The 17,531-nt window shown below is 64.9% G+C and carries 13 protein-coding genes; 5 read left to right on the top strand and 8 right to left on the bottom strand.

All coding sequences use genetic code 11. The features are described from left to right. The first annotated feature begins 11 nt into the window (after positions 1-11). The 3 genes from treZ to treY are packed head-to-tail and all read left to right on the top strand — an operon-like array spanning position 12 to position 6,940. Positions 12-1,913 carry a malto-oligosyltrehalose trehalohydrolase gene (gene treZ / locus C2L65_RS28535; protein ID WP_042315456.1) on the top strand — a complete coding sequence of 634 codons (1,902 nt, stop codon included), beginning with the start codon at positions 12-14 and terminating at the stop codon, positions 1,911-1,913. A gap of 12 nt (positions 1,914-1,925) precedes the next feature. Then, complete coding sequence (malQ, locus tag C2L65_RS28540; protein WP_042315455.1) at positions 1,926-4,106, top strand: 4-alpha-glucanotransferase; 2,181 nt, start codon at positions 1,926-1,928, stop codon at positions 4,104-4,106. Next, positions 4,103-6,940, top strand: coding sequence for a malto-oligosyltrehalose synthase (gene treY, locus C2L65_RS28545; RefSeq protein ID WP_042315452.1), 2,838 nt, complete (start codon positions 4,103-4,105; stop codon positions 6,938-6,940). The genes malQ and treY overlap by 4 nt, the downstream gene beginning before the upstream one ends. A 14-nt stretch (positions 6,941-6,954) precedes the next feature. Here the strand turns inward: treY and C2L65_RS28550 are convergent, their stop codons facing one another. Together C2L65_RS28550 and C2L65_RS28555 are read right to left on the bottom strand one after the other, a co-directional pair. Next, complete coding sequence (locus C2L65_RS28550) at positions 6,955-8,298, bottom strand: hemolysin family protein (RefSeq protein ID WP_042315454.1); 1,344 nt, start codon at positions 8,296-8,298, stop codon at positions 6,955-6,957. A 124-nt stretch (positions 8,299-8,422) separates the two neighbouring features. Next, positions 8,423-9,223, bottom strand: coding sequence for a sensor histidine kinase (locus C2L65_RS28555; protein ID WP_042315451.1), 801 nt, complete (start codon positions 9,221-9,223; stop codon positions 8,423-8,425). Between the two features lie 124 nt (positions 9,224-9,347). Between C2L65_RS28555 and C2L65_RS28560 the strand changes: the two genes are divergently transcribed. Further along, a complete protein-coding gene (locus C2L65_RS28560) occupies positions 9,348-9,689 on the top strand; it encodes an FKBP-type peptidyl-prolyl cis-trans isomerase (RefSeq protein ID WP_042315449.1) in 342 nt (113 codons plus the stop codon). 31 nt (positions 9,690-9,720) lie between these two features. Beyond that, on the top strand, positions 9,721-10,491 hold the full coding sequence (locus C2L65_RS28565) for an AraC family transcriptional regulator (protein WP_042315447.1): 771 nt from the start codon (positions 9,721-9,723) through the stop codon (positions 10,489-10,491). Positions 10,492-10,561: 70 nt separating this feature from the next. Here C2L65_RS28565 and C2L65_RS28570 read toward each other — a convergent pair whose 3' ends face one another. The 6 genes from C2L65_RS28570 to accD all read right to left on the bottom strand — a co-directional run bounded on the left by C2L65_RS28570 (position 10,562) and on the right by accD (position 17,505). Beyond that, entirely contained in the window at positions 10,562-11,752 is a 1,191-nt protein-coding gene (locus C2L65_RS28570; protein ID WP_007579607.1) for an O-succinylhomoserine sulfhydrylase, read from the bottom strand. Between the two features lie 308 nt (positions 11,753-12,060). Further along, on the bottom strand, positions 12,061-13,611 hold the full coding sequence (gene purF, locus C2L65_RS28575; RefSeq protein WP_042315446.1) for an amidophosphoribosyltransferase: 1,551 nt from the start codon (positions 13,609-13,611) through the stop codon (positions 12,061-12,063). Between the two features lie 135 nt (positions 13,612-13,746). Further along, positions 13,747-14,241, bottom strand: coding sequence for a CvpA family protein (locus C2L65_RS28580; RefSeq protein ID WP_007579610.1), 495 nt, complete (start codon positions 14,239-14,241; stop codon positions 13,747-13,749). A 7-nt stretch (positions 14,242-14,248) separates the two neighbouring features. Then, a complete protein-coding gene (locus C2L65_RS28585) occupies positions 14,249-15,172 on the bottom strand; it encodes an SPOR domain-containing protein (protein ID WP_042315442.1) in 924 nt (307 codons plus the stop codon). 27 nt (positions 15,173-15,199) lie between these two features. Further along, positions 15,200-16,510: a bifunctional tetrahydrofolate synthase/dihydrofolate synthase gene (gene folC / locus C2L65_RS28590; RefSeq protein ID WP_042315440.1), complete on the bottom strand. Its 1,311-nt coding sequence runs from the start codon at positions 16,508-16,510 to the stop codon at positions 15,200-15,202. 122 nt (positions 16,511-16,632) lie between these two features. Continuing rightward, positions 16,633-17,505 (bottom strand): acetyl-CoA carboxylase, carboxyltransferase subunit beta, encoded by an 873-nt coding sequence (accD, locus tag C2L65_RS28595; protein WP_042315439.1) that lies wholly within the window; start codon positions 17,503-17,505, stop codon positions 16,633-16,635. Positions 17,506-17,531: the final 26 nt, after the last annotated feature.

Genomic DNA, 17,531 nt, shown 5'->3' on the forward strand with positions numbered 1-17,531 from the left:
TGGTGACAATCATGCATGAACGTCCGATCGACCCTCACGCGCATCATCACGCGCACTGCCTGCCGTTCGGCGCGCAGCTGCTCGGCGCGGCGAGCGCGAGGCAGCGCACGCGCTTTCGCTTGTGGGCGCCGTCGTGCGCGAAGGTACAGGTGGTCGTCGAAAACGGCGATGGGTCCGGCACGCACGACATGAGCGCGACGGGCAATGGCTGGTTCGAAACGGAAATCGGCTGCGGCGCGGGCACGCTGTATCGCTACAAGCTCGACGGCGCGCTGCTGATTCCCGACCCCGCATCGCGCTTTCAGCCGCAGGATGTGCATGGCCCGAGCGAAGTGATCGATCCGCGCGCCTACACATGGGAGCACACGGGCTGGTGCGGCCGGCCGTGGGAAGAAACGGTACTGTACGAACTGCATGTCGGCGCGCTGGACGGCTACGGCGGCGTGATGAAGCGCCTGCCCGCCATCGCGGAACTGGGCGTCACCGCAATCGAACTGATGCCGCTCAACGATTTTCCGGGCAAGCGCAACTGGGGCTATGACGGCGTGCTGCCCTATGCGCCCGACTCCGCGTATGGCCGTCCCGACGACCTGAAAGCGCTGATCGACGCCGCGCACGCGCACGGCCTCGCGGTGTTTCTCGATGTGGTCTACAACCACTTCGGTCCGGACGGCAATTATCTGCATCAGTATGCGAAGCCGTTTTTCCGGGAAGGCACGCACACACCGTGGGGGCCCGCAATCGACTTCGAACGCGGCGAAGTGTGCGAATTCTTCTGCGACAACGCGCTCTACTGGCTCAACGAATATCGCTTCGACGGCTTGCGCCTCGACGCCGTACATGCAATCGACAACGACGACTGGCTGCGCCGTTTCGCCGATCACGTGCGCGCGCATGTCCAGCACGGACGTCACGTGCATCTCGTGCTGGAAAACGAGCGCAATACGGCGAGCCTGCTCGACCGGCATTTCACCGCGCAATGGAACGACGACGCGCACAACACGCTGCACGTGCTGCTGACGGGCGAACACGAAGGCTACTACGCCGCTTACGCGGATCAGCCGATCCAGCGGCTCGCGCGGATACTCGGCAGCGGCTTCGGCTATCAGGGCGACCCCTCTCCGATTCACGACGGCAAACCGCGCGGCGAGACGAGCGGTCATTTGCCGCCCACCTCGTTCGTGGCGTTCTTGCAGAACCACGATCAGATCGGCAATCGCGCGATGGGCGAGCGTCTGCGCACGCTGTGCTCCGATGACGCGCTGCGCGCCGCCACAGGCCTGTTGCTGCTGTCGCCGCAAATTCCGCTGCTGTTCATGGACGAGGAATATGGCTCGAAACAGCCGTTCCTGTTCTTCACCGATTACACCGGCGATCTGGCGAACGCCGTGCGCGAAGGACGCCGCAAAGAGTTCGCGCGTTTCTCCGCATTCGCCGACGAGAAACGCCGCGCGCTGATTCCCGATCCGAACGATCCGCAGACGCTCGCCATGTCGTCGCCGCCTGCCGAGCGGCACGGCGACGCGCCTGACGCGAAGGACGCGCTCGACTGGATGCACTTCTACAAATCCGCGCTCGCCGTGCGCGCGAAGCTGATCGCGCCGCGCCTGCGTCATGCGAAGGCGCTCGGTGCAACGCTCCTCAAGGCAGCCGGCGATCAGGACGCGAACGCGCTAACCGCACGCTGGAAACTCGACGACGGCGAGACATTGTCGATCGTGCTGAATCTCGGCGATGAAGCCGTGGCACTCGGCGAGCGCCCCGCCGGCAAGGTGATCTTCGAAACGCCGCCGCGCGTGCGCGATCGCGTCGACGCGGGCGAGTTGCCGCCAAACGCATTCGTCGCCTGGATGACCGGCGACGTCAGCGAATGTGCCATCGGCCACGACGCGCGCAAGCACGTGCAGACCTAAGGAGTGACACGCGTGGCCACAACCCGACGCCCCGGTATTTCCATCGACGCCCTCGCCGCACGCGCAGGCTTCGAAGTCGAATGGGAAGACGCGCATCACAACAGGAAGCGCGTGCCCGACAGCACGCTCGCCGCGCTACTCGAACGCATGGGCCTGCCGTGCGGCAACGCCACGCAGATTCGCCAAAGCGCGGGCGCGCTCGAAGCCGAGCTGTCCGGCCGCAAGCTGCCGCCGCTGATGACGGTCGAATGCGGACGCGGTATCGGTTTGCCCGCCGCCGCGATCAAGGCGGGCAGCCACTACCGGATCGAACTGGAAAGCGGCTCGCTGATCGATGGCCGCTTCACGGCGCCGAAGGGCGAAGCGGCGCTGCTGTCGCCCATCGACGAACCCGGCTATCACACGCTCGTGCTCAACGATCACCGGATGACGCTCGCCGTCGCGCCCTCGCAGTGCTACACGGTCACCGACGCGTGGCGCGCGATGCACGGCGACGACACGAACGCGCCGCCGCTGTGGGGGATCGCCGCGCAAATCTACGGCTTGCGCCGGGTCGGCGACGGCGGCATCGGCGATTACACGGCGCTGGCCACGCTCGCGATCGAAAGCGCGAAACGCGGCGCGCATGCGCTCGCCGTCAGTCCGACACACGCGATGTTCAGTGCGTTGCCGGGCTCGTTCAGTCCGTATTCGCCGTCGTCGCGGCTGTGGTTGAACGTTACGCATATCGATCCCGCCGCCGTGTTCGGCACGCAGGCCGCACAGGCCGCGCTCGATGCGGCGGGCGGCGCCGACGTTTGGCCGCAACTCGAAACACTGCCGCTGATCGACTGGAAGACGGCGACGCCGCTCAAGCTCAAGGTGCTGCGCGTGTTGTTCGAGCGTTTCTGCGCGAACGACCGCGCGCAGGACTCGCCGCGCGCGCTGGAATTTCATGGCTTTTGCGAGCGAGGCGGCCGAGCACTCGAAGATCACGCGCGCTTTGAAGCGCTGCATGCGTTCCAGTTGCTGCACAGTGGCGAAGGGTACTGGCGCAAGTGGCCGGATGCGCTGCAGGACCCGCGCAGTCCCGAAGTCGAGGCATTCGCGAACGAGCATCGGCATGAAGTCGAGTTTCATCTGTTTCTGCAGTGGCTCGCGTCGAAAGGGCTTTCACACGCGCAGCACGCGGCGCGCGACGCCGGCATGGCGATCGGGCTGATCGCGGATCTCGCCGTGGGCTGCGACAGCGCGGGCTCGCATGCGTGGTCGTATCGCGACGACATGCTGCACGGCGTGTCCGTCGGCGCGCCGCCCGATCTGTTCAACCAGGCGGGCCAGGCGTGGGGCCTCACCACCTTCTCGCCGCGCGCGATGCGCAATCAGGGCTTCTCCGCGTTCATCGACATGCTGCGCTCCGCGTTCGCCTGCGCAGGCGGCATCCGCATCGATCACATCCTCGGGCTGCGGCGGCTGTGGCTCGTGCCCGAAGGCGAGAGCGCGAAAAACGGCGCGTACCTGCGCTATCCGCTCGAAGACATGCTGCGGCTGATTGCGCTCGAATCGTGGCGGCATCGCGCAATCGTGATTGGCGAAGACCTCGGCACCGTGCCGCCGGGCTTTCGCGAGCGGCTCAGCGAGCACGGCCTGGCGGGTATCCGCGTGCTGTGGTTCGAGCGCACGAGGGACGGCAAGGGCTTCACGCCGCCCGCCGAATGGGATAGCGGCGCCGTCGGGACGACGACCACGCACGACCTGCCGACTGTCTCCGGCTGGTGGCGCGGGGAGGACATCGTGTGGCGCAATCGCATCGGTCAGACCGCGCCGCGTGCCGACGGGCGTGATCCCGTCGCGCTCGCGCAGGCCGAACGCGACGACGACCGCGCCGCGCTCTGGCAGGCGTTCCAGCAAGCCGGGGTTGCCGCGCCCGACGTCGAGCCGCCGCCGCCCGGTGAAGCGCCCGTCGATGAAGCGCTCGCCTTCGTCGCCGCTACGCCGTCACCGCTCGTCACGATTCCGCTCGAAGACCTGCTCAGTCTCGTGGATCAGCCGAACTTACCCGGCTCGATCGACGAGCATCCGAACTGGCGCCGCCGCGTGATCCAGCCCGTCGACGAACTGTTCGCCAGCGACGCCTTTTGCGACCGCCTGCTCGCCATCCAGCAGGCTCGCACCGACTCAACCCCTGCTTCTTCGTTGTCCGATACGCCATGACTGTTCCGCGCGCCACGCTCCGACTCCAGTTTCATCGCGACTTCACGTTCGACGATGCGCTCGCGCACGTCGACTATTTCGCCGCGCTCGGCGTGAGCCATCTGTACGCTTCGCCGATCACGACGGCCACGCCCGGCTCGACACACGGCTACGACACCGTCGACTACGGCCAGGTCAGCGCCGAGTGCGGCGGCGAACACGGCCTGCGGCGCCTGACCGACAAGCTGCATGAACTCGGCATGGGCCTGATCGTCGACGTCGTGCCGAATCACATGGGTATGAGCAAGCACAACGCGTGGTGGCAGGACATTCTCGAATGGGGCCGCCATAGCGCCTTTGCGCGCTTTTTCGATGTCGACTGGCACTCGCCCGACCCGGCGCTGCGCGGCAAGGTGCTGATGCCCGTGCTCGGCGCGGCGTACGGGGAAGAACTGATCGCGGGCCGTATCGCGCTGCGCTTCGACGCCGACAACGGGCGCTTCAACGTCGTCTATGGCGAGCACGCGTGCCCCGTCTGCCCGATCGATTACGCGGCCATTTTGCAGTCGGCGGATCGCGCGGATCTGAGCGCGCTCGCCGAGCGCTTCACGTCGATCACGACACAACCCGCCGACCATCCACGCGCAGTTGAAGGCCGCGACGCGCTGCGCGAGTTCGTGCAGCAGAACGGCGCGTCGGCGATCGAGTTCGTGCTCGAAGCGTATTCGCCCAACGAGCCCGTCACGCGCGACCGTCTGCACCGGCTCATCGAGCGACAGCACTTCCGGCTCGCGTGGTGGCGCACTGCATCGGATGAAGTGAACTGGCGGCGCTTCTTCGATATCAGCACGCTCGCGGCCGTGCGCGTCGAGCGTCCCGAGGTGTTCGACGCCGTGCATGCGCTGATCTTCCGGCTCTATGCGGAGGGCGTGATCGACGGCGTACGCATCGATCATATCGACGGGCTCGCGGAACCGCGCGAGTACACGCAGCGGCTGCGTCAACGGCTGTCGGAACTGCGCGAGGGCACGACGCCGTATATCGTCGTCGAGAAGATTCTCGGACGCGGCGAAGCGCTGCGCGACGACTGGCCCGTCGACGGCACGACAGGCTACGATTTCATGAACGACGCCGGCGCGCTGCTGCACGATCCGGCGGGCGCCGCGCCGCTCGCCGATGCGTGGGCTGAACTGAGCGGCCGTTCCGCGAACTTCGCAGAAGAAGCGCTGCCCGCGCGCCGCAAGATTCTCGCGGAGAATTTGCCCGCGGAACTGGACCGCGTGTCGCGCGCGCTGCATCGGCTGGCGCGCGACAGCATCAACACGCGCGACTTCACGTACACGGCGATCCGCCGTGTGACCAACGAGCTTGCCGCGCACTTCCCCGTCTATCGCATCTATCCGCAAAACGGCCTGCGCAGCGCTGCTGATAACGCCTACTTCGACATCGCGCTCGATGCCGCGAAGCAGACGCTGTCGCGCGCCGATCACGGCGTGCTCGCGCGCGTCGATGCGTGGCTCGGCAGTGGCGCCGACGAGAACGGCAATGGACGCAACGCTGCGTATCAGGCGCCGCAGCAGAATGGCGGCGCGGGCGCGTTCAATCACACGGCGTCGGCGCGACGTACCGTGCAGACGCTGTTCTCGCAATTGACGGCGCCCGTCGCCGCGAAAGCCATCGAAGATACCGCGTGTTATCGCTACGGACGTTTGCTGTCGCGTTGCGAAGTCGGCGCGGACCCGGGCGAGTTCGCGCTGACGGTCGAGCAGTTTCACGCGGGCAATCAGGAGCGCGCGCGGCGCTTTCCTCATGCGCTGCTAGCGACGGCGACCCACGACCACAAGCGCGGCGAAGACACGCGCGCGCGCCTCGCCGTACTGAGCGAAATCGCCGACGAGTGGACTGCGACGCTGCGCGCATGGACGACGTTGAACACGCCGCACCGGCGCGCGCTGGATGGTAACGCCGACGACTGGGCGCCCGGGCCCGGCGCCGAGGCGATGCTGTATCAGACGCTGGTCGGCTGCTGGCCGCCCGGTCTTTCACCTGACGACGAAACGGGCGTCAAGGCGCTCGCCGAACGCGTCGCGCAATGGCAATTGAAGGCGCTGCGCGAAGCGAAGCTGCGCACTACGTGGCTTGCGCCTGACGAAGCTTTTGAGAACGGCTGCCGTGAGTTTCTGTTCGATATTCTCGCGCCGCAGCGCCGCGATGGATTCCTGCGCGAACTGAGTGGGTTCGTTGCGCGCATCGGCCGGGCGGGTGTCGTGAATAGTCTGCAGCAAACCTTGCTGCGGCTCGCGTCGCCCGGCGTGCCCGATCTTTATCAGGGTACCGAACTATGGGATTTCAGTCTCGTCGATCCGGACAACCGGCGGCCCGTTGATTTCGCGCAGCGTCGGGCGATGCTCGCCGAGGCGCCGCCTTCCGATTACCTCGCTGGCTGGCGCGATGGCCGCGTGAAGCTCGCGATCAATCAGCGGATGCTCGCGTTACGCATGCAGATCCCTGAATTGCTGAGTAGCGGTAGCTATACGCCGCTCACGGCACAGGGCAAGCACGCCGCGCATGTCGTTGCGTTCGCGCGGCGGCAAGGCAACTGCTGGGCGGTGGTGATTTCGACGCGGCTGTCGATGGCGTTGCTCGATAACAGCAGCGACTTGCCGATCGTCGATCCGATTGCGTGGGACGATACGGCCGTGCGGATGCCCGAAGAGCTGTTCGGGCGCGCGTTGTTCGACTGGGTGAGTCCCGCCGCGCCGAAGGTCGAAGATACCGGGCTGCTGTATCTGCGTGATGCGCTGACGACGATGCCTGTGGCGGTGCTTGTTGAGGATGGGGTGCCGCGGGTGTGACGGCGTGTGGCACCTCAACCACCCTCATCATCAAACATCTTCGGATACACCCGCACCAGCACGATACGCGGCCCCTTCATCCTCTTCACGACTACATCGAAACGATCGAAATCGACGCGCTGCCCTTCCTCCGGCAGATCGCCAAGTGCGTTGATCACCAGACCGCCGACGGACTCCGCGCTGCCCTCGTCGATGTCGATACCGAGCGCGCGCTCCAGCGACACCACGGGCAAGCTGCCCTTGCCCATCAGCGTACCGTCGTCCATGCGCGTCCAGTCGGCGTCGCCCTGACGGAACTCGTCGTGAATCTGGCCAACCAGCGCACCGAGCAGATTGTCGAGCGTCAGGAAGCCGATCGGCTTCGCGTTCTTGCGGCCGACCAGCGCGAGATGCGGCGCGCCCTTGCGAAAGCGCCGGAACAGTTCCAACGCGGGCATCTCGGGCTTCACGTACTGCACGGGACGCACATAGTGCGACAGGTCGTCGAGCGTGCTGCCCGCGTGGCGTGCCAGCAGCAGATCCTTCAGATGGATAGTGCCCGCGACGCGCTCGCCCGCTGCGTCCTCCAGCAACGGATAGCGGCTGAAACGATGGCGCGCGACGATCTGCATGTTCTCGCGCCACGGCAGGTCGCGGCGCAGGCTCACCAGTTCATGCGCGGGCCGCATCAGGTCGGACACGGTCATGCGCGAGAAATCGAGCGAATGCGCGATCGTGTTCCATTCGTCCTGCGAATAGGCGTCCTTCGAGCCGTCGAGTTCGTTCGCGACACTCGCGTGGCGGCCTCGCAGAATCAGCTTCAGTTCGTCTGTGGAGTAATGTGTGTCGCCGCCGTGGTCGGCCGTCAGACCGGCGAGGCGCAGCACCGCGTTCGCGCTCGAGTTGAGCACCCAGATGGCGGGGTACATCGCCCAATAGAAGCCATACAGCGGCATCGCCGTCCACAGCGAGACGTGCTCGGACTGACGAATTGCCAGCGACTTCGGCGCGAGTTCGCCGACCACGATATGCAGGAACGAAATACACGAGAACGCGAAGAACAGCGAGATGCCGTGAATCAACTGCTCGTTCTGGATGCCGAGCAGATGGAACACAGGATTCAGCAGTTCCGCGAAGGCCGGCTCGCCGATCCAGCCAAGCCCCAGCGACGCGAGCGTGATACCCAGCTGGCACGCGGACAGATACGCATCCAGCCGCCCATGCACTTTCCCGAGCAGCTTGCCGCGCAAGCCATGCTTCGCCGCGAGCGTTTGCACGCGCGTCTGCCGCAGCTTGACGAGGCCGAATTCCGCAGCAACAAAGAAACCGTTGAGGGCAACGAGCAACAACGCGCCAATGAGGGCGACGAACTGGATCAAAGCGAAGAACTCCGGCGACAAAAGTCGTCAGTATAGAGTGCGAAAGGCACGTGAAAGCGCTGAGCACGCGTGAACTGGCCATCCGGCCAGGTCGCGCGCGATTCCATGCGCGTGTGCGTGAGCGTCATGCGCCGGCGAGCGGCACACGCAGCTTGAGTGTCGTCGGCTGGCCGTCGGCCCATTCGCCCTGTTCGAACGCGCCGTCGTGCGCTTCCGTGATGCGCTTGCACAGCCCCAACACCCACGAAATGCGGCTGGCTTCGCGCGGCTGCGTCGCTTGCGCGCGCGCGAAGTTTTCCAGCACGTGAGGCAGCGCGGCGTCAGTCAGTGCTGCAGGCGTTGCTTGCCATGCGACGGTGGCGCGAAACGTCGACGCATCGACGTCGGCATCGAGCGTGACGGTCGCGCCGCTCGCGCTCGCTTCCACCGCGAATGTGACGAGCAGCCACAACGCGGCGGCGAGCCGCTCGCGGTCACCGTCCATCCGCTGCGCGGCGAGCGGCGAGTTGAGTTCGAGTGCGACGCCACGCCGCACGGCGAGCGCGTCGCGCACATCGCCGATCGTTTCATCGAGCAATGGGCGCAGCGCGAACGGCGCGCGCTTCAAAACAAGCGCTTTCGTCTCGGCGCGCGTTGTATCGACGATCGATTCGAGCAGCTTCACCTGCTGCTCGACACCGTTGCGAATACCTTCGAGCGCGCGTTGCGCGGTGGCATCGTTTGTGTCGATCTTGCGGTCGAGCACATAGGCCCAGCTATGAATGGCATTCAGCGGGCTGCGCAGGTCGTGCGAGACCAGCGACAGCACATGATCGCGCATGAAAAGTGCCGTTTCGGCGCAGCGTCGCGCGGTTCGTTCGGCGACGGCAGACGTCTCCTCGTTGCTGCCGGAAGAAGACGGAGTAGACGTGGTCACGATCGACATCCTCGTTGGCGGTTCACCGATGGTTGCAGTCTGGACATTATAGGCATGGCCGTTTGGCCGAACTTCGCGACGGTAGGACAACACGCCTACAATAGCGGTTTCGAACGATTACAAGGAGCATTGCATGTCTACTGTCACCACTGCATCGGGCCTCAAGTACGAAGACCTGACGGAAGGCACGGGCGCTGAAGCGAAGGCCGGTCAGACCGTCAGCGTTCACTATACCGGCTGGCTGACGGACGGCCAGAAGTTCGATTCGAGCAAGGACCGCAACGACCCGTTCGCGTTCGTGCTGGGCGGCGGCATGGTCATCAAGGGCTGGGACGAAGGCGTGCAGGGCATGAAGGTCGGCGGCGTGCGCAAGCTGACCATTCCGCCGCAACTCGGCTACGGCGTGCGCGGCGCGGGCGGCGTGATTCCCCCGAACGCAACGCTCGTGTTCGAAGTCGAATTGCTCGGCGTCTAAGCGTTTCCGCCGTTCTTCCGGTTGCTTTGTGATGAGCCACGCCGTCATCAGTGCCCCCAACGTTTCCCTGCGCCGCTACGGCACCGTGGAAGCGTCGGACGTGCATGACTTCCATCAGATCGTGCTCGGTCTGGACGGGTCGATGGTGATGGCCGTGGACGGCGTCGCGCAGGAAATCGACCGGACGTCCGCGTGGCTCATTCCGGCCGGCTCGCGGCACGACTACGCGGGCGTCGGCGAGAACCGGCAGCTCGTGCTCGATCTGCCCGCGTCGTCGGTCGCCTTGCCGCAACGTCTGTTCGACCGGGCGCGCGCCGTCACCGTCGATTCGTCGCTCACGCAACTGGTTTCGCATATTGCGGGCCGCGCGACGGGACATATCGACGGCGATGCCGCATGGCGGCGCTTCAACTGGGACGCGGCCGCCCGCCTATGCGCGGCGATCATCGAAGACACGGGCATGGCGGATGCTGCGCCGGGCGCCCGTCTCGACTTCGCGCGCATCGACGCCTGGCTGCGCGCGCGTCTGTCCGAACCGCTGCGCATCGCGGACCTCGCCGCGCACTGCGGCTTCGGCATGCGGCGCTTTCATCAATTGTTCATCGACGCATTCGGCGAGACGCCGCATCGCTATTTGCAGCGGCTGCGGCTGGATACGTCCGTCACGCTGCTCGCCGATCCGCGCCGCTCATTGACCGACGTCGCGCTCGAAGTCGGCTTCGGCGATCAGAGCGCCTACACGCATGCGTTCACGCGGCGCTTCGGGATGGCGCCGGGTCAATGGCGCGCCTTGCTGCATTGAGCGTTGCCGTATGACAAAACGGGCGCTTCGCAGCGCCCGCTTCGTTTCACTTCTTCACTTCTTCACTTCTTCAGCCTGCAAGGCCGCGCGCCAGATCGTCGCGGATATCCGTTGCATTCTCCAGACCAACGGCAAGCCGGATCAGACCTTCCGTGATGCCCGCTGCCGCGCGCGCTTCCGGCGTGATGCGGCCGTGCGTCGTGGTGGCGGGATGCGTGATGGTCGTGCGCGTGTCGCCGAGGTTGCCCGTGATCGAACAGATCTTCGTGCTGTCGATCACACGCCACGCATTCGCGCGCATCGCTTCCGGCGTGTCGCCCTTCAGTTCGAACGAAACGATCGCGCCGCCCGCTTTCTGCTGGCGCTTCGCGATCTCGTACTGCGGATGCGATTCGAGGCCCGGATAGAACACACGCTTCACGGCGGGATGCGTATCGAGCCAGCGCGCGATTTCAAGCGCATTCGCCGACTGGCGCTCGACGCGCAGCGACAGCGTCTCCATGCCCTTCAGCAGAATCCACGCGTTGAATGCGGACAACGTCGGACCCGCGCTGCGCACGAACGGGAACACCTTTTCCATGATGAACTGCTTCGAGCCAACCAGGGCGCCGCCGAGCACACGGCCTTGCCCATCGAGAAATTTGGTCGCCGAATGCATCACGACGTCCGCGCCGAGTTTCAGCGGCTGTTGCAGCGCCGGGCTGCAAAAACAGTTGTCGACGACGAACAGCGCATTCGCGGACTTCGCAATCTTGCTGATCGCTTCGATATCGGCGATCTCCGTCAGCGGGTTCGACGGCGTTTCGAGGAAGAACATCTTCGTCTCGGGACGCACCGCGTTTTTCCACGCGTCGAGATCGGTCGGATCGACGAAGGTCGTCGTGATGCCGAACTTGCTGAAGATCTGCGAGAACATACCGAGCGTCGAACCGAACAGGCTCTGCGAGCTGACGAGATGATCGCCCGCCTGCAACGCCGACATCACCACCGACATGATCGCGCTCATTCCCGACGCCGTCGCCATGCACGCCTCGCCGCCTTCGAGCGCCGCGAGACGATCCTGGAACATCGTCACGGTCGGATTCGTAAAGCGCGAGTACGTGTAATAGTCTTCGGAATTCTTGAAGCGCTCGGCAGCGTCTGCGGCGCTCGCAAAGACAAAGCTCGACGTCAGGAAGATCGCTTCCGAATGTTCGCCGAATTCGCTGCGCAACGTGCCCGAGCGGACTGCGAGTGTGTCGAAGTTGAGGGAGTCGTCCATGTTCGTTCTGTTCCGTTTTTCGAAGTCGCGCGCACTGGCCGTTGAGGTTCACGCGCGAGAGAGCAACAAAAAAGCCCGCTTTGCGTCGGCATAAGCGGGCTTCGTGTGCGGGGAAAGCTGTAAGCGCGATGGCTGTGCTGCTGCTCACCGTTCGCTTTAGCTGTTTTGGGTTTCCCCGCGTCCGCAAGCTGAGATCAAATCGACGCAAGACCCGATGGTAACACTGCGCCCGGATTTTCGCGCCGGGTTTCAGCGGCTGTCGCAGCGCGCGAGACCGGTTGACCCGATGTTCGCGCGCTTACGACGCGTTACTCGACCGACAGTTGCAGGTGCAATTGCGAACGCGCAGCGCCGCCTTCCATCGCGTCGCTAGCCGCGTCGCGGTCCGATTGCGCGGACGGCGCGAGACGCGCGGATTCGATGCGGTCGAGGTATTCCGTCGTCACGTCGCCCGTGATGTAGTTGCCGTCGAAGCACGAAGATTCGAACTCCTTCAGCGCCGGGTTGATGTCGCGGATCGCGTTCTTCAGCGCGTCGACGTCCTGATAGACGAGGAAATCGGCGCCGATCAGGCGCGCCACTTCTTCATCCGAACGGCCGTGCGCGACGAGTTCGCTGCGCGTCGGCATGTCGATGCCGTACACGTTCGGGAACTTCACAGGCGGCGCCGCCGAAGCGAAGATCACCTTGCTCGCGCCCGCATCGCGCGCCATCTGCACGATTTCGTGCGACGTCGTGCCGCGCACGATCGAATCGTCGACGATCAGCACGGTCTTGCCCTTGAACTCGATGCCCATCGCGTTCAGCTTCTGGCGCACCGACTTCTTGCGCACTGCCTGGCCCGGCATGATGAAGGTGCGGCCCACATAACGATTCTTGAAGAAGCCTTCGCGATATTCGACGCCGAGTTTCGCTGCGACCTGCATCGCTGCCGGACGCGACGAATCGGGAATCGGCATGACGACGTCGATCTTCACGTCGTCGGGCAGCACCCGCATGATCTTCTCGGCCAGATAGTCGCCCATGCGCAGACGCGCGTTGTAGACGGGCACGCCGTCGAGTACCGAATCCGGACGCGCGAGATACACGAGTTCGAAAATGCACGGGTTCAGGCTGGCGTTCGGCGCGCATTGCTGCGCGTGGAAGTTGCCTTCGAAGTCGATGAAGATCGCCTCGCCCGGCGCGACGTCGCGCACGAACTCGAAGCCGATGCCTTCCAGCGCCACCGATTCCGACGCCAGCATCCATTCCGTGCCCGACGCCGTTTCCAGCTTGCCGATACACAGCGGGCGGATGCCGAACGGGTCGCGGAAGCCGAGCAGACCGTAGCCGGAAATCAGCGACACGATCGCGTACGAGCCACGCACGCGGCGGTGGACGCCCGTCACGGCCTTGAACATCGCAGCGGGATCGAGTTGCAGACCCGTGCTCGCCGTGTGCACTTCGTGCGCGAGCACGTTGAGCATCACTTCGGTGTCGGAATTCGTGTTGATGTGGCGACGATCGATGCGGAACATCTCGTCTTTCAGCTGCTGCCAGTTGGTCAGATTGCCGTTGTGCGCAAGGATGATGCCGAACGGCGCGTTCACGTAGAACGGCTGGGCTTCTTCTTCGCTCGACGCAGACCCCGCCGTCGGGTAGCGCACCTGGCCAATGCCGCTGTTACCGGGCAGGCTGCGCATGTTGCGCGTGCGGAACACGTCGCGCACCATGCCGTTGGCCTTGTGCATGTGGAAATTGTTGCCGTTCGCGGTGGCGATGCCGGCCGCGTCCTGACCGCGGTGCTGCAGGAGCAGCAGGCTGTCATAGAGGAGCTGGTTGACGGGTGACTGGGAAACTACGCCTACGATGCCGCACATGGCATGTCCTTCAAAGGGTACGAAATTCGATCAGTGCGGCCTGCCTGGGAGACAGCCGCGCGCGCCGTGGTTCTGCTTGCTTCACCATCGGCCCGCCTTGTCATCCGCCTTCGCCCTTTGCGTGCAACGCGATCGTTACACGTGGACGTAGGCGGCGAGCGTTTCGGGAAGCAGAGGCTTCAACTCTCGCACGCCCTGCTCGGCATAGGGCCGCAGCAGCGCGTTGCGCCAGAATTCCTGTTTGGGCAGTTCGGTCAAGCCACCGAGGGCGACCAGAACCAGCACCAATATGACCCCGCGTACGAGGCCAAACACCAGTCCAAGCGAGCGATCCACACCGCCCAGACCGGACACCTGCACCAGCCGGCTCAGCAACGCGTTCGCCACGCTTGCCACCAGCATCACGCCAATTACGATCAGCGCGAACGCGATCAGCCACTGCGTCAGCGCGCCGCCCGGCCAGTTTGCCGGCACGTAGGGCACCAGCAGCCCCACGAAACGCGCCGCCACCAGAAACGCGACGATCCAGCCGATCAGCCCGAATACCTCGGACAAAAAGCCGCGCCACGTTCCGCGCATGGCTGACAGGGCGATCACCGCCATTACAGCGTAGTCGAACGCGGTGAACATCGCCGGATTACTGCGCAGCGCCGTTGTTCGCGCCCGACGTCAGACCGGCCTCGCGCACCTTCGCGATTGCCGCCGACGCCGCCGCACGGTCCGCGAACGGACCGGCGCGCAACAGGGTTCGACTGGAGCCGTCAGCCTGCTTGCGACGCTCCGTATATACGGGCACACCCGCCGCTTTCAACTTGGTTGCCCACGCGTGCGCGCTGGCGTCGTCCTGAAACGCGCCGAGCTGAACTGCGAAACGGCTGCCCGGGGGCGCCGCGGGCGTACCTGTTTCGGTGCCAGAAGCGGCTGCCTGCGCCGTTTCCGTGGCTGCGGGTTTCTGTTCCGGTTTTGCCGCGGGCTTTGCGTCAGCCTGCGGTTTCGCTGCGGGTTTCGCAGCCGGCGCGTTGTTCGCGACGACAGCGGGCGCTTGCGGCTTCGCAGGCGTCATCGCGATTGGCGCGTTTTTGCTGCTGCCGTCGCGCTGCGACGCCACGGCGCCCGTAGCGGCCGCGCCCGACGCAGCGGGCGCCAGACCCGAGGCCGCCAATGCGGCATCCGGCGCGGCGGGATTGTCCGGCGCGACGGCGGCTTGCGTGTCGTTGTCGACCGACGCGCGCGGCTTCGGCGCGGGACGGCTTGGAATGTCGATGGAAATGTCGTCAGTGACGGGCTTCGGATGCGAATCCAGCACCATCGGCAGAATGACGACGGCGGCGATCACCAGCGCGATCGCGCCGACGAGGCGGCGTCGCGCGCGCTGCTTCTCGGGAAGCGTGGGATCGAGCAGCATCGCGTCGGCGTCGCCGGAACGGTCCGTGCGCCGGCTGCGCCGTTCGACGCGTTCCGCGCGTTCAGTGCGCTCGGCACGACTACCGCGACTGGAACTGGAATTTGCGCCGCGCCGTGTCGGTGCGTCGTCTTTCTTGCCGAACGAGAAAATACCCATGAATGGCTTGGTTCGAGGCCCGCGCGTTCAGTGTTGCTGCGATTTACGGTAGGCCATGACGCCTGCAACCGTGAAGAAGCTTCCGAAGACCACGATTCTATCATTGTCGGAGGCTCGTTTTAGCGCATCCTGGAAAGCTTCTGCTGGTGTGGCAAAACGCGTCACGCTGCAATCCGGGCCGTCGCTGACGCCCGCATCGCGTAGCGCCGTTTCCAGTTCGTCCGCGCTGGCGGCACGCGGCGTCGGGAGATCGGTCACGTTCCAGTGATCGATCTCGCCTTTCAGATGTTCGAGCACGCCCGCGATGTCCTTGTCGCGCATCGAGCCAAAAACGGCGTACGTGTACGGAAAAAAGCCCATATTGCCGAGATTTTGACCCAACACGGCGGCGGCATGCGGATTGTGGCCGACGTCCAGCACGATCGACGGCTTGCCCGGCAACACCTGGAAGCGCCCCGGCAGTTCGACGTTCGCGAGGCCCAGACGAATGTCCTGCGCCGACACGGGCAAACGGTCCCGCACCGCTTCGAGACCCGCGAGCGCCGCCGTCGTATTGAGCAGCTGATTCGCGCCCCGCAGCGCCGGATAAGCCAGCGCGGAACGACGCATCGTCGGGCCGATGTAACTCCACTGCTGGCGCTCGTTGCCGGGTTGCGCTTCGTAGCGGAAATCGCGGCCGAACAGCCACAACTCCGCGCCGATTTTCTCGGCATGATCGATCAGCGTTTGCGGCGGAACAGGGTCCGCGCAGATCGCCGGCTTGCCCGCGCGGAAAATGCCCGCCTTTTCGAACGCGATTTTCTCGCGCGTATCGCCGAGGAAGTCGGTGTGATCGATGTCGATGCTCGTGATGATCGCGCAATCGGTATCGAGGATATTGACGGCATCGAGCCGCCCGCCCAACCCCACTTCGAAAATCACTGCGTCCAGCCCGCGCTCGGCGAACAGATGCATGATCGCGAGCGTCGTGAACTCGAAATACGTCAGCGAAACGGGCTCGGGCAGCGACTGGCGCGCCTTCTCGACGGCCTCGAAATGCGGCAGCAGTTCGGTATCCGTCGCCATCTGACCGTTGATGCGCGCGCGCTCGTTGAACGCGAGCAGATGCGGCGATGTGTGGCAGCCGACGGTGTAACCCGCGCGCAGCAGGATCGCTTCGAGAATTGCGCAGGTGGAACCCTTGCCGTTCGTGCCGCCGACGGTGACCACCGGGCACGCAAACTTGAGGTCCAGCGCGTCACGCACCTTGCTGATACGCGCGAGTCCCATGTCGATGCCGACAGGATGAGCGGATTCCAGGTGCGTGAGCCACGCGTCGAGTGTGGGGAAAGTGGTCATCTGAAAAACTGGCAGTGCGGACCGGAATTATCCTAGAAATGACAACGCGCCGCTTGGGAACCTCTCGCGGCGCGTTGGTTGTCCCTGTCAGCCGTGCGTTGCGTCACGGCCAAGGGACGGCATCAGGCGACTGCGTCAGCCGGCTGGCGCGTGAGCAACGCCATCAGTTGCGCGATTTCTTCGCGCAGCTTTCGACGGTCAACGATCATGTCGATCGCGCCCTTTTGCAGCAGGAATTCGGCGCGCTGGAAGCCTTCCGGCAGCTTTTCGCGCACCGTCTGCTCGATCACGCGCGGGCCGGCAAAGCCGATCAGCGCCTTCGGCTCGGCGATCACGACGTCGCCGAGGAACGCGAAGCTCGCCGACACGCCGCCCATCGTCGGATCGGTCAGCACGGAGATGAACGGCAGCTTGGCCTCGGCGAGCTTGGTCAGCATCGCGGTGGTCTTGGCCATCTGCATCAGCGACAGCAGGCTTTCCTGCATCCGCGCGCCGCCCGAAGCGGTGAAGCAGATGAACGGCACGTGCTGTTCGATCGCGTTCTGCGCGCCGCGCGCAAAGCGCTCGCCGACCACGGAGCCCATCGAACCACCCATGAACGCGAATTCGAAGCACGCGACCACGACGGGCAGCGTGTGGATCGCGCCACCCATCACGACCATCGCGTCGGTTTCGTCAGTTTCGTCCATCGCCTCTTTCAGGCGGTCGGGATACTTGCGGCTGTCCTTGAACTTGAGCGCGTCGACCGGCAGGATTTCCTGGCCGATTTCGTAGCGGCCTTCCGGATCGAGCAAGCCGTCGAGCCGTTCGCGCGCGCCGATCCGCATATGGTGGTCGCACTTCGGGCAGACGTGCAGATTCGCCTCGACGTCGTTGCGGTACAGCACCGCTTCGCACGCCGGACACTTGATCCACAGCCCTTCCGGAATGCCCTTGCGGCTCTTCGGGTCGGTTTGCTTGATTTTCGGCGGCAACAGTTTGTCGAGCCAGCTCATGATGATTCCTTCCAGGATTCGCGATA

Source organism: Paraburkholderia terrae (genome assembly GCF_002902925.1).
Lineage (GTDB): Bacteria > Pseudomonadota > Gammaproteobacteria > Burkholderiales > Burkholderiaceae > Paraburkholderia > Paraburkholderia terrae.

Bases quoted from the DNA above. Each gene is read 5' to 3' on its own strand.
- C2L65_RS28580 (WP_007579610.1), bottom strand. From the start codon at position 14,241: ATGTTCACCGCGTTCGACTACGCTGTAATGGCGGTGATCGCCCTGTCA.
- C2L65_RS28565 (WP_042315447.1), top strand. From the start codon at position 9,721: ATGAGCCACGCCGTCATCAGTGCCCCCAACGTTTCCCTGCGCCGCTAC.
- treY (WP_042315452.1), top strand. From the start codon at position 4,103: ATGACTGTTCCGCGCGCCACGCTCCGACTCCAGTTTCATCGCGACTTC.
- folC (WP_042315440.1), bottom strand. From the start codon at position 16,510: ATGACCACTTTCCCCACACTCGACGCGTGGCTCACGCACCTGGAATCC.
- accD (WP_042315439.1), bottom strand. From the start codon at position 17,505: ATGAGCTGGCTCGACAAACTGTTGCCGCCGAAAATCAAGCAAACCGAC.
- C2L65_RS28560 (WP_042315449.1), top strand. From the start codon at position 9,348: ATGTCTACTGTCACCACTGCATCGGGCCTCAAGTACGAAGACCTGACG.
- treZ (WP_042315456.1), top strand. From the start codon at position 12: ATGCATGAACGTCCGATCGACCCTCACGCGCATCATCACGCGCACTGC.
- C2L65_RS28555 (WP_042315451.1), bottom strand. From the start codon at position 9,223: ATGTCGATCGTGACCACGTCTACTCCGTCTTCTTCCGGCAGCAACGAG.
- purF (WP_042315446.1), bottom strand. From the start codon at position 13,611: ATGTGCGGCATCGTAGGCGTAGTTTCCCAGTCACCCGTCAACCAGCTC.
- C2L65_RS28585 (WP_042315442.1), bottom strand. From the start codon at position 15,172: ATGGGTATTTTCTCGTTCGGCAAGAAAGACGACGCACCGACACGGCGC.
- C2L65_RS28570 (WP_007579607.1), bottom strand. From the start codon at position 11,752: ATGGACGACTCCCTCAACTTCGACACACTCGCAGTCCGCTCGGGCACG.